Origin of the sequence: Stenotrophomonas sp. GD03930, from assembly GCF_029839665.1 — a bacterium.
Classification (GTDB): domain Bacteria; phylum Pseudomonadota; class Gammaproteobacteria; order Xanthomonadales; family Xanthomonadaceae; genus Stenotrophomonas; species Stenotrophomonas forensis.
In genome coordinates this window covers 512,032-535,998 of sequence record NZ_JAOCAV010000003.1, presented here as the reverse complement: position 1 = coordinate 535,998, position 23,967 = coordinate 512,032, and the positions used below count along the sequence as shown (strand labels likewise).

Genomic DNA, 23,967 nt, shown 5'->3' with positions numbered 1-23,967 from the left:
CCCGCGCACGCCTGGCATCGCATCCACGCCATTTTTCGCAGCAGTGGGCCTGCCTAGACTGCGCTCCCCACATTCACGGAGCGCACGCCATGTCGCTTCACCTGCCGTGCGCCGCACGGATCGGCCCGCGCCCGTGAGCGCGATCACCGTGCCACAGGCCCCGGCCGCCCCGCTTGCCCCCGCGTTCGATCGCCGCATCGTGGTCGGATTGTGCGGCGTGCTGCTGGTGGTGCTGCTGTCGGGCTTCAACGAGAACGTCACCAAGGTCGCGCTGGCCGACATCCGCGGTGGGATGGGGTTCAGTGCCGATGACGGCAACTGGATCACCGGCATCTACAGCGCCATGTCGGTCAGCGCGATGGCCTTCGCGCCCTGGTGCGCAGCCACCTTCTCGCTGCGCCGCTTCGGCCTGGTGATGATCGCCGCCTTCATGGTGCTGGGGGTGCTGTGCCCGCTGGCGCCGAACCTGCCGACGTTCCTGCTGCTGCGCGCATTGCAGGGCCTGGCCGGCGGTGCGCTGCCGCCGCTGCTGATGAGCGTGGCGCTGCGCTTCCTGCCGCCGGGCATCAAGCTGTATGGCCTGGCGGGCTACGCGCTCACCGCAACGTTCGGGCCGAGCATGGGCACGCCGCTGGCCGCACTGTGGGTCGAGCACGCCGGTTGGCAGTTCGCGTTCTGGCAGATCGTGCCGTTCTGCGTGGCCGGCATGGTGATGGTCGGCTGGGGCCTGCCGCAGGACCCGATGCGCCTGGAGCGCTTTGCCCAGTTCAACGGCGTGGGCCTGGCCCTGGGGTTGCCGGCACTGGTGATGCTGGTGCTGGGCCTGACCCAGGGCGCGCGCCTGAACTGGTTCGATTCGCCGCTGATCACGGTGCTGCTTGGCGGCGGCACCGGCCTGCTGGTGTTGTTCTTCATCAACGAGTGGTTCCACCCGCTGCCGTTCTTCAAGCTGCAACTGCTGGCCCATCGCAATCTCAGCTATTCGCTGGTCACCTGCGTGGGCGTGCTGTTCGTGCTGCTGGCGGTCATCTCCATCCCCTCCGGCTTTCTCGCCAGTGTGCAGGGCTACCGCCCGCTGCAGACCGCGCCGATGTTGTTGTGGGTGGCGCTGCCGCAGGCCATTGCGTTGCCGCTGGTGGCTGCGCTGATGAACCAGCGTGCGGTGGACTGCCGCTGGGTGCAGGCGGCCGGGCTGCTGCTGCTGGCGGCGGCGTGCTTCCTGGGCGCACACCTGGATGTGCAGTGGAACCGCGACACCTTCCTGTGGGTGCAACTGCTGCAGGTGGTGGCACAGCCGATGGCGGTGCTGCCGTTGCTGCTGCTGGCGACCACCGGGCTGGCGCCGCAGGACGGTCCCTATGCCTCGGCCTGGTTCAACACCGTCAAAGGCTTTTCGGCGGTGTTTGCCGGTGGCGTGCTTGATGCGGTCGGACAGTCACGGCGCCACCTCCATTCCACCGCGCTGGTCGACCACCTGGGCAACCAGCCGTGGCTGCCCGCCAGCGCCGATCTGCCCGCACGCCTGCACGCCCAGGTGCAGGCGCTCACCTCGGCGGACCTGTACTGGCTGGTCGCGCTGGTGGCCCTGGGCTGCCTGCCGCTGCTGCCGTGGGCCACCCGTGTCCACCCGCCACGTGCCGTGGCCTGACCCTCACCCGCAAGGACTCCCCCATGAGCCTCAACAAGACAACCCTCAACACCGGCCTTGTGCTGGGCGTGCTGGCCCTGGCGACCGGCAGCTGGCTGCTGCTGCGCGACGGGCGCTACCAGCGCACCGACAACGCCTACGTCAATGCGGATTTCACCGTAGTCGCACCGAAGGTGGCCGGCTTCGTCAGCAGCGTCGAGGTGGACGACAACCAACCCGTGAAGGCCGGCGACGTGCTGGCGCGCATCGACGACCGCGACTACCAGGTGGCCCTGCAGGCAGCGCGTGCCGACCTGGCCAACGCGCGTGCACAGCTGGCCAATGCACAGGCCGCACTGGCCCAGCAGGGCTCGCTGATCGAACAGGCCAGGGCCAGTGTCGATGTCAGCCGCTCCGAACTGACCCTGGCCAGCGCCGACCAGCAGCGCTACCGCGAACTGGCCCGCGACGGCGCCGGCACCGTGCAGAACGCGCAGCAGGCGCAATCGAAGCAGGCCGTGGCCAGTGCGCACCTGCAGCAGGGCCAGGCCGCGTTGTCGACCGCACGCCAGCGCATCGACATCCTGACCGCCGGTGTGCAGGCCGCGCAGGCCGCGGTACAACGCGCCGAAGCCGCGCAGGCGCGCGCCGAACTGGATCTGTCGCACACCGTGCTGCGCGCGCCGATCGACGGCATGGTCGGTCGCCGTGCGGTACGCGCCGGCGCCTACCTGACCCCGGGAACGCCGGTGGCCGCCGTGGTGCCGTTGAAGCGCGCATTCGTGGTCGCCAACTTCCAGGAAACGCAGATGACCCGCATGCAGGCCGGCCAGCAGGTGGAGCTGAAGGTGGACGTGTTCCCGGGCAAGTCGCTGCGTGGCCACATCGACAGCATCGCACCGGCGACTGGCGTCACCTTTGCCGCCATCGCGCCGGAAAACGCCACCGGCAACTTCACCAAGGTGGTGCAGCGCATTCCGGTGAAGATCGTGCTGGAGCCGGGCCAGCCACTGCTGGAGCAGCTGCGCGCCGGCATGTCGGTGGAAGCCCGCGTTGACCTGGACAGCCGCGTGCGCGTGCAGAGCGCGCAGCGCGTGCAGGACCGCACGGACGGGGAGGACGCATGAGCGCTGGCAGCGTGTTCCGAACCTTCGTTGCGGCCACCCTGTGCACGGCCCTGGCCGCCTGCACGATGGGCCCGGACTTCGTACGCCCGCAGGCCGAACTGCCCAGCCACTGGCAGGGTGAGGCGGTCGCCGGCAACGCCATCGACCAGGACGCGGCCTGGTGGGCCGGCTTCGACGATCCGCTGCTGGGCCAGCTGGCCAGCCAGGTGCTGGCGGCCAACCTGGACCTGCAGTTGGCGGCCAACCGCGTGCAGCAGAGTCGCGCCGCGCCCGGTGTCACTGCGGCCGACCGTCTGCCCAGCGTCAGCGCAACCGCCAGCGGCCTGCGTGCACGCAACAGCGAAGTGGGCCTGAACGATCCGTCCGGCAACGGCGGGCGCGAGGACTACGGGCTGTTCCAGGCCGGTATCGGCCTGAGCTGGGAGCTGGACCTGTGGGGCCGCGTGCGCCGCCAGGTGGAAGCCGCCGATGCACGCGTGCAGATGGCCGAGGAGGATGCACACGCGGTGCGCATCGCGCTGCTGGCGGAAACCGCGCGTGATTACCTGCAGCTGCGTGCAACGCGGCAGTTGCGGGCGATCACCGAGGACAATCTGAGCATCGCCCACGACATCAAGCGCCTGACCGAAGCGCGCCAGCGCCAGGGCGTGGCCAGCACGCTGCAGGTGTCCAGCGCAGCGGCGCAGGTCGCCTCGCTGCAGGCGCGCATCGCGCCGCTACAGCATCGCGAATCGCAGCTGCGCAATGCGCTGGCATTCCTGCTGGCACAACCGCCACAGGCGCTGGACGCACAGCTGCAGGACGCGCGCCGTGACTGGCCGGCGTTGCCGACGGTGGCGGTGGGCGTGCCCAGCGAACTGGCCGAACGTCGCCCGGACATCCGCCGTGCCGAAGCGGCACTGCATGCGGCGACGGCGGGCATCGGCGTGGCTCAGGCCAGCTTCCTGCCGCGCATCACCTTGAATGGCGATGCCGGTTTCCAGGCCAGGCAGCTGGATGACCTGGACGGCTGGAACGCGCACCGGTTCAGCATCGGGCCGGCGATCAGTCTGCCGATCTTCCAGGGCGGGCGGTTGAAGGCCAACCTCGCATTGAGCCGGCTGCAGCAGCAGCAATCGGCGCTGCAGTTCCGTCGCACCGTGCTGCAGGCCTGGCATGAAGTGGATGATGCCATTGATGGCTACGCAGCCGAGCAGCAGCGTACCGTGCAGCTGCATGTGGCGGTGGACGAAAGCGAGACCGCACTGGGTGCGGCGCGCCGGCAGTACCAGGCCGGCGTGGTCGACATGCTGGACGTGCTGACCACCCAGCGCATCGCGCTGGACAACCAGGCTGCGCTGGCCAACAGCCAGGCCACCGCGGCGATTGCACGGGTGGAGCTGTACCGCGCGCTGGGCGGTGGCTGGTAATGCCGGCCGCTGGCCGGCATCTTCATGGATTCTGCAGTTGCCGGCCAGCGGCCGGCACTACCGTGTGACGCGGTAGTTGCCAACCAAGGTTGGCATCTACCCGGGGCAGGCCTCAACGCACGTCGCGCAGTTCCCAGTGATGACCGGCCAGCAGGCGCAGGCGCTGCTTGAACACGTCACTGTCGATGCGGGTGGTGGCCACCAGGTTGATGCGCAGGTCTTTCTGCTCACCGGTCACGGTGGCGTCCGGGTCGGTGGCGCCCCACTGCGGTTCCACCGCATCCGGGTCGGGCTGCTTGGCCTTCCAGCGCTCGAACAGCGTGCCGCTGCGCAGGGCGTCCTGCAGCTCTTCGGCGAAACCGGCGGCGCCCTGCGAATGGAAGGACAGGTCAGGGTCGTTGCCGCGGGCCTTGGACGGGTCGGGCAGGCTGATGTGGTACTGCGCAGGCATGGAGTTCTCCTTGAAGTGCGGCAAGGCTGGCACAGTCGCGGTGGAATCGATGTGCAGATTCCGGCCGTGGCCAGCGCTCATTCGAACCGATGCGGCCCATCGGCAAAGCCCACGGTGACCGCGCCCTTGCCGACGTTGACCATGCCGGTCAGGCTCATCACCGATTCGTACACGGTCACGCCATGGGTGGCGCAGACCTCTTTCAGCGGTGCATAGCCGGGCAGGCTGCGCAGCTCGTCCAGCTCACCGCCGTAGCTGACACACACGGTCGGCGTCATCAGGCCGGCACGCACGCGCTGGCCAACCACCGCGAACAGCTTCTGCACCGCGTTGTCGAAGCCCTTGATCTTGGCCACCGGCCCGGTCTCGCCGCGGTAGCCGTGCAGCACCGGCTTGATGTCCAGCGCGCTGCCCAGCGCGGCACTGAGCAGGCCGACGCTGCGGTCGCCCTTGTGCCGCGCACGCGCGCGCATGTAGTACAGGTCGCGGGTGACCATGTAGCCGTGCACGTTGCCGGCCAGTTCCTCCAGCCGCTCGCGGATCTGCTGCACGCTGGCGTTGCTGTCGCGCAGGCGCACCGCCTCCACCGCGGTCACCGCCTGCGCGGCGAACAGGTTCTGGGTGTCGAGCACGCGCAGTGCGAACGGCGAGTTGTAGCCCGCGGCCTGCCGCACCGGCTTGTAGTCGTTGAGGATGGCGAAGCTGGCCTGCAGCGCGTTGTCGTGGATCGGGCTGCGGGTCTTGGTGATGGTCATGCAGAACACGTGGTCGTAATCGATCACCAGCTGCTGCAGGAACAGGTCACGGATCTGGTTGACGCTGAACGGGATGGTTTCCGCCTCCGCACCATGCTCGGCCACGTGCGCGTGCAGGAAGCTCAGCGTGGCCTGCTCATCGCGATGATCGGCCAGCACGGCTTCGCCGATCCGTACGGTGATCGGCAGCAGCACGATGTTGTGCGCGGCAATGAAGTCCTGCGGCAGGTCGCAGGCCGAGTCGACGACGATTCCGATGCGCATCCGCGGCTCCCCCTCCAGGGCGGTTGTAGGTTCGGAAACGTGAAATCTATCTCAAAACCGGGCGTGGCGCGCGAGGGAAACGCGCCACGCCCTGTTCAGCGGTTGCGCTGCACCGCTACCGGCAGGCTGGCCAGGCGCTGCCATTCGGGCTGCAGCAGCAGGCCTGGGTCGGCCAGCACGGCGGCCATCAACGGGTGCGCGTCGTTGCCCCAGAACAGCTCGTCGTCGATGGCCAGGGTGGGGACCCCGAACACGCCCGCGGCAATCGCGGCCTCGGTATTGCGCCGCAGCTGCTCCTTGACCGCCGGCTCGGCGATGGCACGGTCGGCATCCTCGATGCCCAGCCGCGCGGCCGGCTCGCGCAGCGCATCGGCACTGTCGGCGGCGTTGCCGTCGCGCCAGATCCAGTCGAACAACACATCCACCGCCTGTGCGCTGGCGCCGGCGGCCAGGCACAGGCGCAGCGCCGACAACGGGTTGAACGGATGGCCCGGCGGGAATCGCAGGGGCGTACCCTCGGCCTGCGCGGTCCACAGCAGCTGGCGGTAGATGAAACGACGCTTGGCGGGAATCTCGGCCGGACCGAGGTTGCCCAGGTGATGCAGCACCGCACCGAAGGCAATCGGCACCGGCTGGATCTGCGCGAACTGCGGCAGCTGCTTCAGCTTCTGCCAGTGCAGGTAGGAATACGGCGAGACGAAGTCGAAGTACCAGCGCAGCGTGGCCATTGGAATTTCCTCGTGTACGGTCAGGGCTGCGCGTTGCGCTGCAGGTAGCGGTCGCGCAGTTCGGTCTGGCGCGAGCGCATCGGCATCGCGCGGCCGCCCAGCCAGACCTGTTCGGCATAGTGCGCCACGTCCAGCGGGTCGCCTTCCCACAGCACCAGGTCGGCGCGCTTGCCGGGCTCGATGCTGCCGATCTGGTCGGCCACGCCGAACGCCTGTGCCGGTACTCGGGTCAGGCCGGCCAGGCCGTCGGCCCAGGGCAGGCCATGGGCGACCGCATTGCCGGCCAGCTGGCGCATCTTGCGGGCGTTGTGGGTGGCGTCGCCGCGCTGCACGAAGGAGACCGCCACGCCCGCGCGCTGCAGGCGTGCCGCATTCTCCAGCGTGGCCCCGATCTGGTCGAAGCTGGCCGGCAGGTTGGCCAGCACATCAACGAACACCGGCACGTGGGCAGCGGCCAGTTCCGGCGCCACCTGCCACGCTTCGCTGGCCCCGGCGATGGCGATCTTCACCTTCTCGCGGGCGGCCCAGCGCAGCAGCTGGCGGATGTCGGCGGCACGGTCCACTTCCACCACGATGCGGCCTTGGCCGGCCAGGTAGCGGCTCAACGTGCGGCGGCCGGCCGGGGTCAGCAACGCATGCGGCGAGTCTGCGGCCACCTGGCCACGCGCCTCGTCGATCATCTGCTGCAGCAGCATCCACTGCGCGGCGCGCGACTGGCCGGTCAATTCCGAGGCGGCTGCGCCGATGCGCAGGAACAGGGCGCGCGGGCCGATCGGATCGATGCTGCCATCGAGCCGCATCACGCCGCCCTGGCCGGCCACGAAGCCGCCGCCGGGGGTTGCCCCCAGCGCGGTGAAGCCGATCCCTTCCAGCCGGGTCACCGGAATCAGCACCGAGGCCGGGTTGTAGGCCAGGGTCACGTCGAACTCGGGCCGCAACGGTTGCTCGCCGATCTTCAGTGCGCTGTCGACGGTGCTCCTCTCGACCAGTACTTCTTCGATGCCGGTCTCGGTGATGCCGCCGAACAGTGCAGGGGTCAACGGGCGGCCACTGGCCTCGACCACGGTTGCGCCAGCGGGCGCGGACAGGCCGTTGTCCACCGCACGGATGATGCCGCCCTGCACCAGCACGTCGGCGTTCTGCAGGCTGCCGCGTGCGCTGGCGGTGTGCACCGTGGCGTTGCGCACCAGCAGGTCCTGCGCCTGTGCGGATGCGGAGATGCACGCCAGCACCATGGCGGTAGCGCCGAGCCAGGCCCGGCTGCCCTTCGCGGCAGAGTGCAGCCACTGCTTGAGCACCCTCATCAGCGCACCTCCTGGCCAAGCTGGAAATCGGAACGCGGCGTCGCCGCCGGCGCACTGCGGTCGTACAGGCGGCGGCCGTCGATGAAGACCTGCTCGGCCAGCGCGTAGGAACTGAAGGGATTGCCGTTCCACACCACCACATCGGCCATCTTGCCGGCCTCCAGGGTGCCGGTCTGGCCCTCGATGCCCAGCGCCTTGGCGGCGTTGGCGGTCATCCAGGTGATGGCGTGCTCGGGTGTGATCTCCGGCATGCGTGCACGTCGCGCCGAGGCCATCACCTTGGCGGCTTCCTGGTTGAGGCGCTGGATGCCTTCGGGTGAATCGGAATGGACGATGGCACAGCTGTTCTTCGGCCGGTCGACCAGCGCGATGTTCTCCGGAATACCGTCGAAGGCCTCCATCTTGAAGCCCCACCAGTCGGCCCACAGCGCGCCGCAGACGCCATCGGCGGCCAGCCGGTCAGCCAGCTTGTAGGCCTCGACGCCGTGGTGGAACGCGGCCACATTGAAGCCGAATTCCTTGGCCAGGTCGAGCATGGTGGCCATCTCGTCGGCGCGGTAGCAGTGGATGTGCACGCGGATGTCGCCCTGGATGGCGCCGGCCAGCGTGTCCAGCTTGAGGTCGCGCTTGCCGCCGGCATCCCCGGCGCTGTCGCCCTTGTCGCTGCCGAACCAGCCCTTGCGCTTGGCCGGCTTGGGCTTGTTCTTGGCGATGTAGTCGGCGGCATCGATGAAGGCCGCACGATAGCCGGCCACGTTGCCCATGCGCGTGGCCGGGGCCACGCCCTTGCCTTCGCCGTAGACCCGCTTGGGGTTCTCGCCGCAGGCCATTTTCAGGCCCCACGGCGCGCCGGGGAACTTCATCGCCTGGTAGGTCACCGCCGGTACGTTCTTCAGGGTCACGCCGCGGCCACCGACCAGGTTGGCCGAACCGGGCAGCACCTGCATGCTGGTCACGCCGCCGGCCAGCGCCGTGGCGAAGCCCGGGTCCTGCGGCCACACCGAGTGTTCGGCCCAGACGTTGGCGGTGACCGGCGCGGTCATCTCGTTGCCGTCGCTGTGCGCACCGACGCCCGGGCTGGGATACACGCCCAGGTGCGAGTGCACGTCGATCAGTCCCGGCGTGACCCACTTGCCCTGGGCATCGATGCGGGTGACGCCGGCGTCGGCCTGCAGCCGCTGGCCGACCGCTACGATGCGGCCCTCGCGCAGCAGCACGTCGGCGTTGTCCAGGCGCTGGCCGGTGCCGGTCAGCACGGTGGCGTTCTGGATCAGCACCGGCGCATCGGGATGCGCCTGGTAGGTGCTGGGGTAGGGATCGGCGAGGAAGCGCGAGGCGCCCACCGCCGGTGCCGTACTCAATGAAAGCAGCGCCAGTGCCACCCCGGCGCGCAACAACGTCGATGCCATGCAGTTCCCCTTGCTTGCGGCTTGGTCCCACCGCCGACGCTAGCCGGGGCGTGGTGGGCTTGCCAAGTGACCTTCTTCACAGGCCGGCCGCTGGCGGCTCGACGGCACCGCCGGTCTGGCCGAAAATAGCCGGTCCCCCGCCGTCCCGGACCCCGGCCCATGAAGAGCAAGCAGGAAATCGTCGACAACTGGCTGCCGCGCTATACCGGCGTGCCCCTGGACCAGTTCGGCCAGCACATCCTGCTGACCAACTTCGGCGGCTACCTGCATACCTTTTCCGAGCTGACCGGCGCGCCCGTCATCGGCCTGGACCGGCCGATGGCCAGTGCCACCATCGACGGCATCACCATGATCAACTTCGGCATGGGCAGCCCCAATGCCGCGATCATCATGGACCTGCTGTCGGCGGTGATGCCCAAGGCGGTGCTGTTCCTGGGCAAGTGCGGCGGGCTCAAGCGCAAGAACCAGCTGGGCGACCTGGTGCTGCCGATCGCCGCGATCCGCGGCGAGGGCACCTCGGGCGACTACCTGCCGCCGGAAGTGCCGGCGCTGCCGGCGTTCGCGCTGCAGCGTGCGGTCTCGACCATGATCCGCGACCTCGGCCACGACTACTGGACCGGCACCGTCTACACCACCAACCGCCGGGTCTGGGAACACGACGAGGCCTTCAAGGAGCGGCTGCGGGCGATGCGCTGCATGGCCATCGACATGGAAACGGCCACGGTGTTCGCCGCCGGCTTCGCCAACCACATCCCCAGCGGCGCGCTGCTGCTGGTGTCGGACCAGCCGATGATCCCCGACGGGGTCAAGACCGAGGCCTCCGATGCCAAGGTCAGCTCCCAGTTCGTGGAAAACCATATCCAGATCGGCATCGAGGCGCTTAAGCTTATCCGGCGCAACGGCAAGTCGGTCCGCCACCTGCGCTTCGACGAATGATGATGATGGCCTGGCGCGGCGCGCCGGCCCTGGGGAGTAGGTGATGGACGTTGCCGCGCAAGTGGTGGAATTCTGGAAAGAGGCGGGCCCGGAAAAGTGGTTCGCCCGCGACGATGCGTTCGACGCGCAGTTCCGCCGGTTGTTCCTGGATGAGCATTTCGCCGCGGCGTCGCGCGCGCGCGAGCATTGGCTGGGCAGCGCCGAGGGCGCGCTGGCGCTGATGCTGCTGCTGGACCAGTTCCCGCGCAACTGCTTCCGCGGTACCGCCCATTCCTACGCTACCGATGGCCTGGCCCGGCACTACGCGATGCGCGCCATCGAGGAAGGCCTGGACCTGCAGCTGGTGCCGAAGCTGCGCGCCTTCATCTACCTGCCGTTCGAGCACTCCGAGGATCCACTGGACCAGGACCGTTCGGTGGCGATGTTCGACGTGCTGGGTGACAAGGAATACCTGCAGTACGCCGAACTGCACCGCGACATCATCCGCCGTTTCGGCCGCTTCCCGCATCGCAACGCGGTACTGGGCCGCATTCCGGCGCCGGAAGAGCTGGACTACCTGGCCGAAGGCGGGTTTGCGGGGTAGATCCACGCCATGCGTGGATGCAAAAAACGCCGGCGTTCGCCGGCGTTTTTCGTAGGTTTCAACCGCTGCCGATCAGTACTTCGGCACGCCGTTGTCCACGTCTTCCGACCAGGCGTTGATGCCGCCGGTGACGTTGAACACCTTGGTGAAGCCCAGCGCACGGAACTGCTCGGCGGCCTGCGCGCTGCGGCCACCGTGGTGGCACATGAACGCCAGCGCCGTGTCCTTCGGCAGGGCTTCCAGCGCGGCGCGGCCGTTGCCGTCGAAGCTCTTGAACGGCACGCCGACGGCGGCGATGGCGCGTTCGTCAGCCGGGCGCACGTCCACCAGGGTGATGTTGCCGGCGCGCACCAGGTCGTCGGCATCGCGAACGCTGATTTCCTGCACCGGCTTGGGCGCGTTCGGGTTGTCGATGGCCAGGCCCTTGCCGCGGATGTCGTCCACCCAGTCGATGGTGATGCCGTTGGCGCGACGGGCGCTGGCCAGGTCGAACTGCACGCGCAGGCCGTTGGACTCGGCGGCGATCGCGCCTTCGTCGTGCGGGGCCAGTTGGAAGTTCGGCTGGAAGCCGGCGTCGATGGTCAGCTGCAGCGCGGCGCCGGGGGCGTCGGCCAGCGCGCCCTTCAGCATTTCCACCGCAGCCGGGGTCACGGTGATGCTCGGCGGGGTGCGGTCCGGCGCGGCCAGGCCCAGCACGCTGCTCAGCTCGCCGCTGGCGGCCATCTGCAGCACGATGTCGCTGCCGCCGACCAGTTCGCCGTCGATGTACAGCTGCGGGATGGTCGGCCAGTCGCCATAGGCCTTGATGCCTTCACGGATTTCCTGGTCGGCCAGCACGTTGACGTGGGCGAACTCGACGCCGAGGTCCTGCAGGGCGCCCACGGCCTTGGCCGAGAAACCGCACTGCGGCATCGACGGCTGGCCCTTCATGAACAGCACGACGCGGTTGTCGTTGAGGATGGATTCGATGCGCGAACGCAGGGCGGGATCGAGGGACATGGACGTCGGGGTTCCGGGAATTCGAATGATCAATTCTACCCCCGGCGGCATCGCGGGGGATGAGCAGGGCAGGAACATTGCGTCGCATCGCCCCACGCGCGGCCGGGGCCGCCAGGTCCAGGCTGTCGCAGCTGGCCCTGATCCTGGCCCGGGCCGCCCCGCTGGGGGATGTCAGTCGGCGCGGCCGAGCAGGTGCGCGGCCACCGGCAGCGCCAGTTCGCTCCACAGCGCGTACATCCGCGCCGAGGGATGCAGGCCATCCTCGGCGATCATCGCCGGGTCCTCGCCCTGGGCGCGGCTGATGTCGGTGATATCGACGAAGGCCACGTTGTGCTGGGCGCTGATCACCTCGGCGGCCGCGTTGAACTCGTCGGTCTCGATCTCGATCGCGGCCAGGTCACGGCCGCTGCCAGCGCCGAACGGGGTCGCGCCCCAATCCGGGAAGGACAGCACCAGCACCCGCTCGGGGCGACCGGCGGCAAAGCCGATCGCGCGCTGCAGCAGGGCCGCGAACTGGGCACGGTACTCGTCCAGCGGGCGCCCGCGGTACTGGTTGTTGACACCGATCAGCAGGCTGACGAAGTCGAACGGGCCCTGTGGCGCGGCCAGGTCGATACCGGCGTCCAGTTCATCGGTGGTCCAGCCGGTGGTGGCGATGGTCTGCGGATCGGCCAGGTCCACGCCCTGCGCACGCAGCGCGGCGGCCAGCTGGTGCGGCCAACGGCCTTCAACCGCAACCGCTTCGCCGATGGTGTACGAATCGCCCAGCGCCAGATAGGACAGCGCCACCGCTCAGGCCACCGAACGGCGCGGCTTCAGCGGCACGACCTTGGTCGCGTCCTCGGCACGTCGGGCCAGCACGCGGTCGATGCGGGCGAACACATCGCGCATCACCGAGGCTTCCGGCATCAGGGTCACGCGGAAGTGGTGGCGGTAGGGCACGTTGAAGCTGGAACCCGGCACCACCAGCACGCCTTCGTTGTTCATCAGGTCCAGCGCGAAGTTGTGGTCGTCGAAGCCCTTGGCGGCGGCGCCGACCACGGCCGGGAACGCATACAGCGCACCGGCCGGCGCGACCAGCGACAGGTGCTCGCTGGCTTCGCAGGCCTCGATCACCGCGCGCCGGGTCTCATACAGGCGGCCACCGGGCGTACACAGTTCGGAAATGGTGTCCGGGCCGTTCACGGCGGCCTCGATGGCGTACTGGCCGGGCACGTTGGCGCACAGGCGCAGCGCACCCAGCAGGTCCAGTGCTGCCCGGAAGTCGCCGAGCCGGGCATCGTCGCCGCTGAGGTGGGCCCAGCCCACGCGCCAGCCGCAGGCGCGGTGCACCTTGCTCAGGCCGCTGAAGGTCAGGCACGGATGATCGCCGGCCAGCGGCGCGACCGGCTGGAACACCGCGTCGTCGTACAGGATCTGGTCGTAGATCTCATCGACCAGCAGCAGCAGGTTGTGGCGGCGTGCGATCTCCACCACGCGTTCCAGCAGTTCACGCGGATAGCTGGCGCCGCTGGGATTGTTCGGGTTGATCAGCACGATGGCGCGGGTGCGCGAAGAGACCAGCGTCTCGATCTCGCTCGGGTCCGGCTGGAAGCCGTTCTCCGGCGCGCAGCGGTAGTACACCGGGCGGCCATCGTTGAGGATGGTCGAGGCCGACCACAGCGGGTAGTCGGGCGAGGGCACCAGCACTTCGTCGCCCGGGTTGAGCAGGGCGCGCAGCGAGAGGTCGATCAGTTCGCTGACGCCATTGCCGAGGAAGACGCGGTCCGGGTGCGCATCGGGCGCGCCACGGCGGGCGTAATAGCCAGCGATAGCTTCGCGTGCGACCGGCAGGCCCTGCTGGTGGGTGTACGGGTCGGTGCGGCCCATGTCGTCGGCGATCGCGCGCTGCAGGTGCTCGGGCGCACGGAAGCCGAAGGCACCGGGGTTGCCGATGTTGAGCTTGATCAGCTTGCGGCCCTGCGCCTCCAGCTCCCGGGCTCGCCGCGCCAGTTCTCCGCGGATTTCGTAGCGCACTTCGGAAAGGCGCTCGCGGATGGCCAGGGGCTTGGGCGAGGGGGTGGACATGGGGGCTGGGCCGTCAAATGGCATGGGGTTTCCATCCTACCGGAATTGCTGCAGTGCATGGCAAGGGCGCGGGCCTGCCGTTGCTGGGCTGGCAGGGCATCGGGCCGGTTAGAATGGCGGCGATGACCCATACCCCCGATTTCACCGCCCTGCAGACCATCGGCTGGCCCTGGCCAGGCCCGGCGCAGCAGGCCGACTGGCAGGCCGCGATGGCTGCCCATCCGCAGGCCCGCCCGGCGCGGGTGATCGAACAGCACCGCACCCATTACGTGGTGGCCGACGGCCCGGATGCATCGATCAAGGCCGAGTCGCTGCCGGAATGGCAGCGCCCGCGCTTCCCCAGCCATGAGCGGCCGGCGGTGGGCGACTGGGTGCTGCTTGATGGCATCCGGATCGTCGCCCTGCTGCCGCGCCGGACCGCGATCAAGCGCGGTGCGGCCGGCGAGCATTACCACCAGCAGGTGATCGCGGCCAACATCGATACGGTGTTCATCGTCTGCGGCCTGGACGCCGACTTCAATCCGCGCCGTATCGAACGCTACCTGCTGCTGGTTGGCGGCGGTGGTGCCGAACCGGTGGTGGTGCTGACCAAGGCCGACCAGACCGAATACAGCGAAGACGCACTGGCGGTGCTGGAAGAACTGGAGATGCAGGGCATCGCGCTGCATGCGATCAACGGCCTGGATGCCGACAGCGTCGCCGTGTTGCAGCCCTGGCTGGGCCCGGGCCGCACGGTGGTGCTGGTCGGTTCTTCCGGTGCCGGCAAATCCACGTTGACCAACACCCTGCTTGGCGAGCAGCGGATGAAGACCAATGCGGTGCGCGCCAACGACTCGCGTGGCCGCCACACCACCACCCATCGCGCGCTGATGCCGCTGCCGACCGGTGCCTGCCTGATCGACACCCCCGGCATGCGCGAGTTGAAACCGACCGGCGAAGAAACGCTGTCCGAGGGCGGCTTCGCCGATATCGAAGCACTTGCCGCACAGTGCCGCTTCAACGACTGCAAGCATCAGCAGGAGCCGGGCTGCGCCGTGCGCGCAGCGATCGACGCCGGTGAGATCGAAGAGAGCCGGCTGCTGAACTACTTCAAGCTGAAGGAAGAAGTGGCCGCCGCGGCCGCCAAGCTGGCGGTGCGCCAGGCCGAGACCGCGCAGGAGCGCGGCGGCAGGAAGGGCAAGGGCCAGCAGTTCCGCCCGGCGGGCAAGCCACGCCGGCGTTGAGCCGTTTCTGGTAGGTGCCAACCTTGGTTGGCACGAATGGATCCGAAGCCCGCCTTTGCCTGCTCATGGTAGGTGCCAACCTTGGTTGGCACGAATGTGTCCGAAGCCCGCCGTTGCCAGCCCTTGGTAGGTGCCAACCTTGGTTGGCACGGATGTGTCCGAAGCCGCCTGCGGCGGATGCCAATCAAGGTTGGCAGCGACCCGATCCTCCGCCCGTCCCAAAGCAAGGGCAGAGCGCTATAGTCCGCGCATGGAACCGACCGCGACGCTGGACCGTGACGTGGCCCACCATGCAGCGCTCGATGCGCGCCTGGTCGAGGCCGTGGGGGGCATCCGCCTGCTGGGGCTGACCAGCTGGCCGGCAACGGTGCAGGCACCGTTCCTGGACAGCGTGGCGCGCGGCCAGCCGGTGCTGCCGAAGGTGGACTATCCGCGGTTGGATTTCAGCGAAGAGCGCCGCGCGCTGGCCGCGATCGCCGCCGACTGCGACGACAGCCATCCACTCGGTCATTACGTGCGGCAGTCGGCGCAGAGCTGGGACCTGGCCGCGCAGCTGCTGGAGGGGCTGGGCACCGCCGCCGTCGATACCTGTTCGGTGCAGCTGTTCGGCGCGCCCGAGCAGCCGCTGCCGGGCAATGGCCCGAGCACGCGCGAAGCGGCGCGGCACTTCATCCAGATTGCCGCCGAACTGGACCACGAACTGCTGGCGCCGGAAGAGCAGGTGCCGGTGTCGGCCATTGCCCTGCAACTGCAGCTGCAGAACGACCTCGATGCCTTCTTCGAATCGCGCATCATCCAGGTGCAGCTGGATCCGGAGCTGGTCTCCAAGGCGGCTGCCGGCCCGACCCGCATCCGCCTGCGCACCAGTGCGCGTTTCAGCGCCTACGACCGCGCGCAGCTGTTCCACCATGAAGCACTGGTGCATTCGCTGACCGCGTTGAATGGCCGCGAACAGCCGGTGCTGCCGAGCCTGGCGCTGTCGTCGCCGCGGGTGACCGCGACCCAGGAAGGGTTGGCGACGTTCGCCGAACAGATCACCGGCAGCATCGACATCGAGCGCCTGAAACGCATCAGCCTGCGTACCGAAGCGATTGCGATGGCGCGCGAAGGCGCCGATTTCATCGAGGTGTTCCGCTATTTCTGCGATGCCGGGCAGAACACCGAAGAAAGTTTCGCCTCGGCGCAACGCGTGTTCCGCGGCGTACCGCCCAGCGGTGGCCTGGCCTTCACCAAGGACACGGTGTACCTGCGTGGCCTGGTGTCGGTGCACACCTTCTTCCGCCATATGCTGGCCGAAGACCGGCTGCAGGTCTGCCGCTGGTTGTTCGCTGGCAAGATGAGCCTGACCGATGCGATTGCGTTTGCGCCGCTGTTCGAGAGTGGGGTGCTGAAGCCACCGCGCTGGCTGCCGCACTGGGTGAGCCGGGCGAATGGGCTGGCCGGCATGCTGGCGTTCTCGTTGTTCGCCAACCGGATACGGATGGACCAGCTGGCGCCGGAATGAAATGCGTTGGCGGGTTGATGCGCTGGCGCCTCGATTGATATCGCTGGGCGGCGCTGGGACACCCTGGCCAGGACACGCCGTAAACCCATCCATGGGGGCTCGATCGGCGCATCCATGCGCCTCACGGTCCTGGCCAGGGTGCCCCACCGCCGCCAGACAGTTTCCCGCGCGGGCGGCAGCACATCACCGCGCCGAAGGGATTGCTCTTTGCTTTTTGCTCTTGCTTTTCATTGCCTTCGCGCCGGCGCAGGGAATCGTCCAGCGCGGGTAGGCAGGCCCATGCAGGACCGTTGGCGCCATGGATGGCGCCATCGAGCCCCCAGGGATGGGTTTACGGCGTGTCCTGCATGGGCCTGCCTGCCCGCGCCATGCAGGAACACTCGATGCGCCGCAGCGCCCGCTTCTGACTTAGAACTCCGCCGCCACCGTCATGAACACCTGACGCGGCGCGCTTGCATGGATCGCATAACGCGTACCGTTCGGATCGGTCGGTGCGAACGAGCTCAGCTGGCCGGCATAGCGCTTGTTGGTCAGGTTGGTCGCGTTCAACGACACCCGCACGTTGCGCAGGCCGAAGCCCGGGCCGAAGTCGTAGCCTGCACCGGCGTCGAAGGTGGTCACGCCCGGCACCGACTGGTCATTGGTGTAGGTGTAGTAGCGCTTGCCGGTGTACTTGGCGCGCAGGCTGGCGAAGAAGCCATCACGGTTCCAGCTGATTTCACTGGAGGCCATGCGCTGCGGGGTGTCCACGGTGATCTTGCCGGCCACTGGCACGATCGCACCGCCCGAGGTGTAGTCATCCTCGTAGGTGGTCTTGTTCCAGGACAGCGCGTTGTACCACTGCAGGCCGTCGATCGGCTTGAGGATGAAGGTCAGCTCCGCGCCGTGGCTCTTCACCGAGCCGACGTTGATGAAGCGCGTCACGCACTCCGGACGCGTACCCACCTCGATGCTCGAGCACGGGTTCAGCGACAGCAGGCGGTTGTCGAACTTCACGTTGTAGGCGGCGATGGACGCCTGGTACTTCTCGCCGAAGGTACGGAAGCCGGCTTCCAGGCTCCTGGACTTTTCCGGCTCCAGCCCGGCGCTGGCCGCGAACGATTCCGGCGAGACCTGCAGCGGGCCGCCGCTGCCACCGCCGACGAAGGCGGCGATGTTCTCGGCGTACGAAGCGAACAGCTCGTTGTTGGCGTTGAGCTTGAAGCCCAGGCCGACCTGCGGCAGCACCGATTCCTTCGCGGTCAGCGTGCCCGAGGCGATGCTGGTCTCCACGCCCGGGTTGGCGGTGGCGCGCATGCGGGTGTTCGGGCTCTTGATGCCGACGTCCACGGTCAGGCGCTGGTCCAGGAAGCGCATGCGGTCCTGCACGTAGAACTGGCGCGTGCGGATGTCGAAGTCCTGGTTGAACAGCAGGCGGTCCGGGTTCTTCAGGTACAGGTCGTCCAGGAACGGGCCGCTGATGTAGTAGAAGTTGCGCGAGACGTTATGGTCGTTCTGCTCGAACCACAGGCCGGCTTCCAGCTCGTGGATGCCCACCGTCCACGACAGCGCGGCGGTGAGGCCATCGCGGTTGATGGTGTAGTTGGTGCTGCGGATCGAGATCGGCAGCATCCTGTCGGTACCCGGGTAGGACGGCTGGCCCGGCGCCCACCAGTGGCCCTGGCCACGGTTGTCATGATGGTAGGCCAGCAGCTTCAGGCGGCCCTGCTCGCCCAGGCGCAGGTCGGCATCCACCGAGTACAGGTTGTCGTCACGCAGCGCACGGCTCTGATAGTAGGCGTCGTCGATGCTGCGGACATTGCCGCTGAATTTGCACTTCGAAGCATTGAAGGTACCGGGCGCGCAATACGCGGCGGCCACGGCGCGATCCCAGTCCGGCGCGTAGATGTTCCAGTCATAGCCCAGGCCGCGGGCCAGCATGTCCTTGGACAGGTAGGCGTAGTTGGCCTGGCTGGCACGCGAGGTCGCCACGAACGCACCGAAGCGGTGGTCGCCGACATTCCAGACCGCCTTGGCGTTGAACTGGCGCGTGGTCTGGTTCTGGTGCGGCGCGGCCCACATGTCCTGGTCCTGGTGCACGCCGGACACGTAGGCCGAGAAGCCGTTGATGTCGCCGGTATCCACGCGCAGGTAACCACGGCGCTGGTTGTTGTCACCCACGGTGACGCTGGCGCGGCCGCCGAACTCGGTGGACGGATCCATCGAGAAGTACTGGATGGTGCCACCCAGGTTGCTGGTCGAGGCTACGCCCAGCGAACCGATGCCCTGCGACAGTTCGGCGCCGGCCAGGTTCTCGGCGATGATCGCGCGGGCGATGCTCAGGCCGTTGTAGTTGCCGTAGCTGTTGTCGCCCAGCGGGATGCCGTCCAGCGTGTAGCCGAGGCGGCTCTTGTCGAAGCCACGCAGGCTGATCGTCTGCGATTCTTCGTTGGCACCGAAGGCATCGTTGGACTGCACCGACACGCCGGGCAGGCGGTCGAGGATCTTCTGGCCGCTGGTACCCGGCGGCAGCACCTGCTTGTCGACCGCGGTGATGCGCTGCACCTGGCGGGTCTCGCCCTGGCCGATCACGGAGACGGTATCCAGCGTCTGCGCGCTCAGTGCGGCATCGGTGCTGGCATTGGCGCCGGCATCGGCCACGGTGGCGGCATGGGCGCTGGCGGCGGAAAGCGCGATCGCCACGGCGATCGTCAGGTGTCGGGTCTGCATGGTGGTCCGTTGCATTGGGGGTGGTCACCGGCATGCATGCGCGGTGCATGGCCACTATGCGAACGGAACATGAAACCTTCTTTACGAAAAGCCAACGAACGGTGCACGCGCGTGATGCGTGTCCAGCACTACCTTCGACAAGGCGGGATCAGAAGCGCTCGCCGGGCCAGCTGAACCTGAGCTGGGTCATGCAGTCACGGTCATGTTCGGAGAATGAGAATCCGATCTGGATTCCGCTCATCACGGTGCCGAACACCGTCGACTCGTCCAGGCTATGTCCTGATGGAACGGATAGAACACTGAAGTTGGGGAAGCGGCGACCCATCTGCTTTCGCGAGATGCAGGCGCCGCCCAGCGAGAGCGTCACGCCTTTGATGATTCGCCCGGAGGCATCGGTATGGATCTGGCCAGAAGGCCCCTTGATCCTCCCGGCGACCACGAATGGCGCCAGATCGATGGTTGCGCTGTCGCCCCGGCCGATTCTTGCTTCCGAACGCGAGTTGGCCGGAGCCAGTGGTGATAGCTGCACGACAAGGTCAGAGCGCGCCAGCTGCGAGGACCAGCGCTCCACGAGCCGCCATGTTGCGTCCGCCTCCTCTGCACTGGCGGCGGGCGTGGCTGCTGTCGCAGAACCGGCAATCAACAGGCTCAGGAGCAGAAGAAGTTCAGGGACGGGCTGCGATCGCTTCATCGTAGATCCTGCCGTAGAAGTCGTTGTAGTTCTCGCCGGTGGTTGAAGTTACGTTGTTGTCGCAGAACAGCTTTCCCACCTGCCGGTCCAGTTCTTCACCGCCAGCATCGGCCCGTGCGATGAGGCTGGGGCCGTTGGACGCCGCCACACCGATGTCGTAGTACCCCAGGCTGGTTACCAGAAGCTCGCTGCGCGCGGTGAGGTTGTTGAGTACCGCTTTCCCCTCCATGGTGCAGAAGTGCTGGATGAACGCACTTCGGGTACTCAAGGCGATGCCGTCGAAGTACAGTGCGTGCCCGACTTCATGGGCAATGGCTGCGATCCGGAAATAATAGCCGGCAATGTCGGAGGAATCGCAGTCGAAGGACTGGATGTAGATCCGGATGGGATCGCGATTGGTATAGGACGCGGGCGCCCAGGAAAAGGTCCACTCCGGATGCCCGGTGATCTGTGCATCGAGAGTGGGGGCACCTGGTATCAGCCAGTCGGGGCAGCCCAGACCCGTGATCACCCGCATCGGCGGGGGCTCCGCCCGGGCCTGTGTCGTCAGCAGCGTAGTGGCGACCACAAGAAGCGCAATCAGCAATGCACGCATGCCAACCTCCTTGATCCGCGATTCCAGCCGTTGGTCCATCAGGCTCAGTGAGCGTTGGCAGGTATAGCATCGGTTCTGCCGATGTATCGGGCAGTGCGTCTCAGAATTGCAGAGGCAAAATGGGGCCGGATCCCCCTCGCACGCGAAGGTTCACCGGCCCCGCGCACTCCGTGGGGGAGGCAGTCCACGCGGTGCGTGGAAGCGGGCTCAACCCATGTACAGGCCGCCATTGACCGGGTAATCCGCGCCGGTCACGTACGAAGCCTCGTCCGAGGCCAGCCAGGCCACCAGGCCCGCCACTTCCTCGGGGCGGCCAAGGCGGCGCACCGGCACCGAGGCGGCCAGCCGGTCCAGTACATCCGGTGGGAAGCTGCTGATCGCCTGGCTGGCGATGTAGCCCGGCGACAGCGTATTGACGGTGACCCCGCGCGAGGCCACTTCGGCGGCCAGTGCACGGCTGAAGCCATGCATCGCCGCCTTCGCCGTTGCGTAGTTCACCTGCCCGATCTGGCCCTTGTGCGCACTCACCGAGCCGATGTTGATGATGCGGCCCCAGCCACGCGTGGCCATGCCGTCGACCACCTGCTTGGTCAGGTTGAACAGTGAATTGAGGTTGGAGGCGATCACCGCGTTCCAGTCTTCCACCGTCATCTGCCGGAACAGCAGGTCGCGGCTGCCGCCGGAGTTGTTGACCAGCACGTCCACTTCACCGACTTCGGCGCGCACCTTGGCGAACGCCGCGCTGGTCGAGGCCCAGTCGGTAGCGTTGCCTTCAGAGGCGATGAAATCGAAACCCTGTTCGCGCTGTTCGCGCAGCCAGTTGGCCTTGCGCGGCGAATTCGGCGCGCAACCGGCGACCACGGTGTGGCCGCTGCGGGCCAGGCTCTGGCAGATGGCAGTACCGACACTGCCCATGCCGCTGGTGACGTAAGCGATTCGAAGCGTCATTGCAGAAGGCTCCTTGGTAAGAGGTCAGGCCGCGAGCGGATACAGGCCGAACAGCAGGCTGCCGACCATCAGCAGCATCGAGATGGCGATGGCCCACTTCAGGGTGAACTTCTGGTGGTCGGCGAACTCGACCTTGGCCAGGCCCACCAGCAGGTAGGTGGACGGTACCAGCGGGCTGAGCAGATGCACCGGCTGGCCAGCCAGAGACGCGCGCGCCATTTCCACCGGGGTGATGCCGTAGTTGCCGGCGGCCTCGGACAGGATCGGCAGCACGCCGAAGTAGAACGCGTCGTTGGACATGAAGAAGGTGAACGGCATCGACGCCACCGCGGTGATCACCGCCAGGTACGGCCCCCACGACTCCGGAATCACCGCCAGGAAGCTGTGCGACATCGCTTCGACCATGCCGGTGTTGTTGAGGATGCCGGTGAAGATGCCAGCGGCGAAGATCAGCGACACCACCGACAGCACGTTGCCGGCGTGGTTGACCACGCGACGGCGCTGTTCGGCCAGGTTCGGGTAGTTGATCACCAGCGCGATGGCGAAGCCGACCATGAACAGTACGGGCATCGGCAGTACGCCGATGATCAGTGCGGTCATCAGCGCCACGGTCAACGCCAGGTTCACCCACAGCAGCTTCGGGCGCTTGATGTCTTCGGCGTCTTCCACGGTCGGCAGCGGGTTGCTGTCGTCGGACACGCTGTTGTCCATCCAGCTGCCGCCCTTGGGCAGGGTCACCACGCCGAGGCGACGGCGTTCCTTCAGTCCCAGGTACCAGGCCAGCAGCAGCACGCCGGCGCAGGCGATCACCATCGACGGGATCAGCGGCACGAACACATCGGCCGGGTCCACGTGCAGCGCAGTGGCCGCGCGTGCGGTGGGGCCGCCCCACGGGGTCAGGTTCATCACGCCGCCGGCGAGGATGGTCACGCAGGTCATGTTCAGCGCGTTCATGCCCAGCCGCTGGTACAGCGGCAGCATCGCCGAGACGGTGATCATGTAGGTGGTCGAGCCATCACCATCGAGCGAGATCAGCATCGCCAGCACCGCGGTGCCGAGCACGATCTTCATCGGATCGCCCTTGACGAAGCGCAGGATCACCCGCACCAGCGGATCGAACAGGCCGGCATCGATCATCACCCCGAAATAGAGGATGGCGAACATCAGCATCACGCCGGTCGGCGCGATCTTCTTGATGCCTTCCAGCATCATTTCGTCGATGTCGGCGCCGAAGCCGCCCAGCAGGGCGAAGATGATCGGGATGGTGATCAGGGCGACCAGCGGCGACAGTCGTTTGCTCATGATCAAGTACATGAACGTAATGACCATGCCAAAGCCGAGGATGCTCAGCATCATCTGCGGACTCCTTGCGAAAACAGGATGTGGGGGAGTGGAAGCGGCCCGGGCGGCATGCCCGGGAATCCGGGCTTAGAAGTCGTACTGCAGGCGGCCGGTGACCGCGCGCGTGCGGTCCACCGTGACCCCGGCCAGGCGGTCGCGGTTGCGGCTTTCGATCACGTTGAGCATGAAGCGCAGGTTGTCGCGCAGGTACCAGTTGCCGCCCAGCGTCCACGCTTCGGTGCTGCCACGGCGCAGGTCGGGCGCACCATCGAGGTGCTGCGCGCCCCACATCTGGTCGTAGCGCAGCGCCACCTCGAAGGCACCGGCCTTGTGGCGGATATCCTTGACCCGCGCGAAGCGGCCGGTCTTGCGGTCGTAGGCGCGGCTTTCGCCGGTGACGAACCAGCTGAGCATGCCGTAGGCGGCCATCACATCGCCGCGCTGCGCACCGTCATCGAAGGTGGCGCCGCTGAACTCGCCCTGCCACGACAGCGGGCCGCGCACCTGCGCGTATTCCAGCGACCACTTGTTGACGTCGGTATCGCGGCCGGCGGAGAAGTCGACCAGGGTCAGGCGGCTCTCGTCGGACAGATGGCCAGCCGGGCGCGGGCGGATCTTCAGGCCCGGAACGCCGTTGGCACCCGGGTTGTCATAGGCTTCGCGGGCCAGCGACAGACCCAGGTGCAGCACGTCACCGTCGCGGGGCGAGGGCGCCCAGGTGACCCGGCCACCGGCGGCGCGGCCCTTCACCTGCCAGGCATCGATGCTTTCCAGGCTGTAGACACTGGCGGCCCAGGTGAAATCACCCGGATTGGCCTGCCACGACGCGCCCAGGCGGTACAGCGGTGCCAGCGTGGTGCCGGCGTTGCCGCGCTCCAGGAAGCTGCCGTAGTTGGAACTGGTGCGGTCATCCAGCGAGAAGTACTGCTTGAACTGGCCGACGGTCAGCTTGCCGGCCTTGCCAAAGCTGCGTGCCAGGTACACGTCCTTGGCCTCGACACGGTCGCCGGAGAAGTCGGCTTCCAGCTTGTAGTCGACCACGAAGAACTTGCCGGACACATCGACCCAGGCGCGGCGGATCTCGGTGTCGTCCTTGTTCGGCGTACCGCGGTTGTCGTTGTCGAAGGTGGCGAAGTCCAGGTGCAGGCGGCCACCGAGGGTGGCGGTGACCGGACGGTCGTCTTCGGCAAAGGCTGGCGCCGACAGGGCAGCCAGAGCCATCATGGCGGCAGGACGCCGCCAGGCAAACGTGAATTCCACAAACCCTCCCAGGTGCGCGCCGGGCGCGCGGCAATCG

Annotated in this window: 21 protein-coding genes; 7 read left to right on the top strand and 14 right to left on the bottom strand. The window is 67.6% G+C overall.

From position 1 onward, the window contains the following. Positions 1-133 precede the first annotated feature (133 nt). Genes N5C18_RS18055 through N5C18_RS18045 form a run of 3 tightly spaced genes read left to right on the top strand, consistent with a single transcriptional unit; the run spans position 134 to position 4,163 of the window. Entirely contained in the window at positions 134-1,648 is a 1,515-nt protein-coding gene (locus tag N5C18_RS18055; protein ID WP_279945308.1) for an MFS transporter, read from the top strand. Between the two features lie 23 nt (positions 1,649-1,671). Next, positions 1,672-2,754: an HlyD family secretion protein gene (locus N5C18_RS18050; protein WP_279945306.1), complete on the top strand. Its 1,083-nt coding sequence runs from the start codon at positions 1,672-1,674 to the stop codon at positions 2,752-2,754. After that, positions 2,751-4,163 carry an efflux transporter outer membrane subunit gene (locus N5C18_RS18045; protein WP_279945305.1) on the top strand — a complete coding sequence of 471 codons (1,413 nt, stop codon included), beginning with the start codon at positions 2,751-2,753 and terminating at the stop codon, positions 4,161-4,163. Before N5C18_RS18050 ends, N5C18_RS18045 begins: the two co-directional genes overlap by 4 nt. 112 nt (positions 4,164-4,275) lie before the next feature. Here N5C18_RS18045 and N5C18_RS18040 read toward each other — a convergent pair whose 3' ends face one another. From N5C18_RS18040 to N5C18_RS18020, 5 genes are all read right to left on the bottom strand, one after another. Then, complete coding sequence (locus tag N5C18_RS18040) at positions 4,276-4,614, bottom strand: hypothetical protein (protein WP_279945304.1); 339 nt, start codon at positions 4,612-4,614, stop codon at positions 4,276-4,278. Positions 4,615-4,691: 77 nt separating this feature from the next. Further along, complete coding sequence (locus N5C18_RS18035) at positions 4,692-5,633, bottom strand: DegV family protein (RefSeq protein WP_133935536.1); 942 nt, start codon at positions 5,631-5,633, stop codon at positions 4,692-4,694. A gap of 95 nt (positions 5,634-5,728) precedes the next feature. Then, entirely contained in the window at positions 5,729-6,361 is a 633-nt protein-coding gene (locus tag N5C18_RS18030) for a 2-hydroxychromene-2-carboxylate isomerase (protein WP_053450760.1), read from the bottom strand. A gap of 20 nt (positions 6,362-6,381) precedes the next feature. Next, positions 6,382-7,665, bottom strand: coding sequence for an amidohydrolase family protein (locus N5C18_RS18025; RefSeq protein WP_279945303.1), 1,284 nt, complete (start codon positions 7,663-7,665; stop codon positions 6,382-6,384). Next, complete coding sequence (locus tag N5C18_RS18020; RefSeq protein ID WP_279945301.1) at positions 7,665-9,074, bottom strand: amidohydrolase family protein; 1,410 nt, start codon at positions 9,072-9,074, stop codon at positions 7,665-7,667. Before N5C18_RS18020 ends, N5C18_RS18025 begins: the two co-directional genes overlap by 1 nt. A 159-nt stretch (positions 9,075-9,233) precedes the next feature. On the opposite strand from N5C18_RS18020, the gene N5C18_RS18015 reads away from it, so the two are divergent. After that, the gene (locus N5C18_RS18015; protein ID WP_005414446.1) at positions 9,234-10,010 is read left to right on the top strand and encodes an AMP nucleosidase; all 777 of its coding nucleotides are present in this window, start codon (positions 9,234-9,236) and stop codon (positions 10,008-10,010) included. A 43-nt stretch (positions 10,011-10,053) separates the two neighbouring features. Beyond that, positions 10,054-10,593, top strand: coding sequence for a DUF924 family protein (locus N5C18_RS18010; RefSeq protein WP_053509590.1), 540 nt, complete (start codon positions 10,054-10,056; stop codon positions 10,591-10,593). A gap of 72 nt (positions 10,594-10,665) precedes the next feature. Here N5C18_RS18010 and grxD read toward each other — a convergent pair whose 3' ends face one another. The 3 genes from grxD to N5C18_RS17995 all read right to left on the bottom strand — a co-directional run bounded on the left by grxD (position 10,666) and on the right by N5C18_RS17995 (position 13,659). After that, positions 10,666-11,592, bottom strand: coding sequence for a Grx4 family monothiol glutaredoxin (gene grxD / locus N5C18_RS18005; RefSeq protein WP_049455915.1), 927 nt, complete (start codon positions 11,590-11,592; stop codon positions 10,666-10,668). A gap of 171 nt (positions 11,593-11,763) precedes the next feature. Continuing rightward, entirely contained in the window at positions 11,764-12,381 is a 618-nt protein-coding gene (locus N5C18_RS18000; RefSeq protein WP_279945299.1) for an SGNH/GDSL hydrolase family protein, read from the bottom strand. 3 nt (positions 12,382-12,384) lie between these two features. Further along, the gene (locus N5C18_RS17995; protein WP_053450757.1) at positions 12,385-13,659 is read right to left on the bottom strand and encodes a pyridoxal phosphate-dependent aminotransferase; all 1,275 of its coding nucleotides are present in this window, start codon (positions 13,657-13,659) and stop codon (positions 12,385-12,387) included. Between the two features lie 122 nt (positions 13,660-13,781). Between N5C18_RS17995 and rsgA the strand changes: the two genes are divergently transcribed. Together rsgA and N5C18_RS17985 are read left to right on the top strand one after the other, a co-directional pair. Next, positions 13,782-14,882 (top strand): ribosome small subunit-dependent GTPase A, encoded by a 1,101-nt coding sequence (gene rsgA / locus N5C18_RS17990; RefSeq protein WP_279945298.1) that lies wholly within the window; start codon positions 13,782-13,784, stop codon positions 14,880-14,882. Between the two features lie 250 nt (positions 14,883-15,132). Then, positions 15,133-16,386: a flavohemoglobin expression-modulating QEGLA motif protein gene (locus N5C18_RS17985; RefSeq protein ID WP_197607043.1), complete on the top strand. Its 1,254-nt coding sequence runs from the start codon at positions 15,133-15,135 to the stop codon at positions 16,384-16,386. A 408-nt stretch (positions 16,387-16,794) separates the two neighbouring features. Here the strand turns inward: N5C18_RS17985 and N5C18_RS17980 are convergent, their stop codons facing one another. From N5C18_RS17980 to N5C18_RS17955, 6 genes are all read right to left on the bottom strand, one after another. Further along, a complete protein-coding gene (locus tag N5C18_RS17980) occupies positions 16,795-19,095 on the bottom strand; it encodes a TonB-dependent receptor (protein WP_279945297.1) in 2,301 nt (766 codons plus the stop codon). Between the two features lie 148 nt (positions 19,096-19,243). Beyond that, positions 19,244-19,786 carry a hypothetical protein gene (locus N5C18_RS17975; protein WP_053509579.1) on the bottom strand — a complete coding sequence of 181 codons (543 nt, stop codon included), beginning with the start codon at positions 19,784-19,786 and terminating at the stop codon, positions 19,244-19,246. After that, positions 19,761-20,381 carry a hypothetical protein gene (locus N5C18_RS17970; RefSeq protein ID WP_230078921.1) on the bottom strand — a complete coding sequence of 207 codons (621 nt, stop codon included), beginning with the start codon at positions 20,379-20,381 and terminating at the stop codon, positions 19,761-19,763. Before N5C18_RS17970 ends, N5C18_RS17975 begins: the two co-directional genes overlap by 26 nt. A gap of 207 nt (positions 20,382-20,588) precedes the next feature. After that, on the bottom strand, positions 20,589-21,329 hold the full coding sequence (gene phbB / locus N5C18_RS17965) for an acetoacetyl-CoA reductase (RefSeq protein WP_053509577.1): 741 nt from the start codon (positions 21,327-21,329) through the stop codon (positions 20,589-20,591). Positions 21,330-21,353: 24 nt separating this feature from the next. Then, complete coding sequence (locus N5C18_RS17960) at positions 21,354-22,682, bottom strand: CitMHS family transporter (protein ID WP_053509619.1); 1,329 nt, start codon at positions 22,680-22,682, stop codon at positions 21,354-21,356. Positions 22,683-22,757: 75 nt separating this feature from the next. Continuing rightward, positions 22,758-23,894: a porin gene (locus tag N5C18_RS17955; protein WP_008268165.1), complete on the bottom strand. Its 1,137-nt coding sequence runs from the start codon at positions 23,892-23,894 to the stop codon at positions 22,758-22,760. Positions 23,895-23,967 lie beyond the last annotated feature (73 nt).

Coding starts and splice junctions, on each gene's coding strand:
- N5C18_RS18035 (WP_133935536.1), bottom strand. CDS start 5,633: ATGCGCATCGGAATCGTCGTCGACTCGGCCTGCGACCTGCCGCAGGAC.
- N5C18_RS17970 (WP_230078921.1), bottom strand. CDS start 20,381: ATGCGTGCATTGCTGATTGCGCTTCTTGTGGTCGCCACTACGCTGCTG.
- rsgA (WP_279945298.1), top strand. CDS start 13,782: ATGACCCATACCCCCGATTTCACCGCCCTGCAGACCATCGGCTGGCCC.
- N5C18_RS17975 (WP_053509579.1), bottom strand. CDS start 19,786: ATGAAGCGATCGCAGCCCGTCCCTGAACTTCTTCTGCTCCTGAGCCTG.
- N5C18_RS18050 (WP_279945306.1), top strand. CDS start 1,672: ATGAGCCTCAACAAGACAACCCTCAACACCGGCCTTGTGCTGGGCGTG.
- N5C18_RS18020 (WP_279945301.1), bottom strand. CDS start 9,074: ATGGCATCGACGTTGTTGCGCGCCGGGGTGGCACTGGCGCTGCTTTCA.
- N5C18_RS17960 (WP_053509619.1), bottom strand. CDS start 22,682: ATGCTGAGCATCCTCGGCTTTGGCATGGTCATTACGTTCATGTACTTG.
- N5C18_RS18010 (WP_053509590.1), top strand. CDS start 10,054: ATGGACGTTGCCGCGCAAGTGGTGGAATTCTGGAAAGAGGCGGGCCCG.
- phbB (WP_053509577.1), bottom strand. CDS start 21,329: ATGACGCTTCGAATCGCTTACGTCACCAGCGGCATGGGCAGTGTCGGT.
- N5C18_RS18040 (WP_279945304.1), bottom strand. CDS start 4,614: ATGCCTGCGCAGTACCACATCAGCCTGCCCGACCCGTCCAAGGCCCGC.
- N5C18_RS18030 (WP_053450760.1), bottom strand. CDS start 6,361: ATGGCCACGCTGCGCTGGTACTTCGACTTCGTCTCGCCGTATTCCTAC.
- N5C18_RS18025 (WP_279945303.1), bottom strand. CDS start 7,665: ATGAGGGTGCTCAAGCAGTGGCTGCACTCTGCCGCGAAGGGCAGCCGG.
- grxD (WP_049455915.1), bottom strand. CDS start 11,592: ATGTCCCTCGATCCCGCCCTGCGTTCGCGCATCGAATCCATCCTCAAC.
- N5C18_RS17955 (WP_008268165.1), bottom strand. CDS start 23,894: ATGATGGCTCTGGCTGCCCTGTCGGCGCCAGCCTTTGCCGAAGACGAC.
- N5C18_RS17980 (WP_279945297.1), bottom strand. CDS start 19,095: ATGCAGACCCGACACCTGACGATCGCCGTGGCGATCGCGCTTTCCGCC.
- N5C18_RS18015 (WP_005414446.1), top strand. CDS start 9,234: ATGAAGAGCAAGCAGGAAATCGTCGACAACTGGCTGCCGCGCTATACC.
- N5C18_RS17985 (WP_197607043.1), top strand. CDS start 15,133: ATGGAACCGACCGCGACGCTGGACCGTGACGTGGCCCACCATGCAGCG.
- N5C18_RS17995 (WP_053450757.1), bottom strand. CDS start 13,659: ATGTCCACCCCCTCGCCCAAGCCCCTGGCCATCCGCGAGCGCCTTTCC.
- N5C18_RS18045 (WP_279945305.1), top strand. CDS start 2,751: ATGAGCGCTGGCAGCGTGTTCCGAACCTTCGTTGCGGCCACCCTGTGC.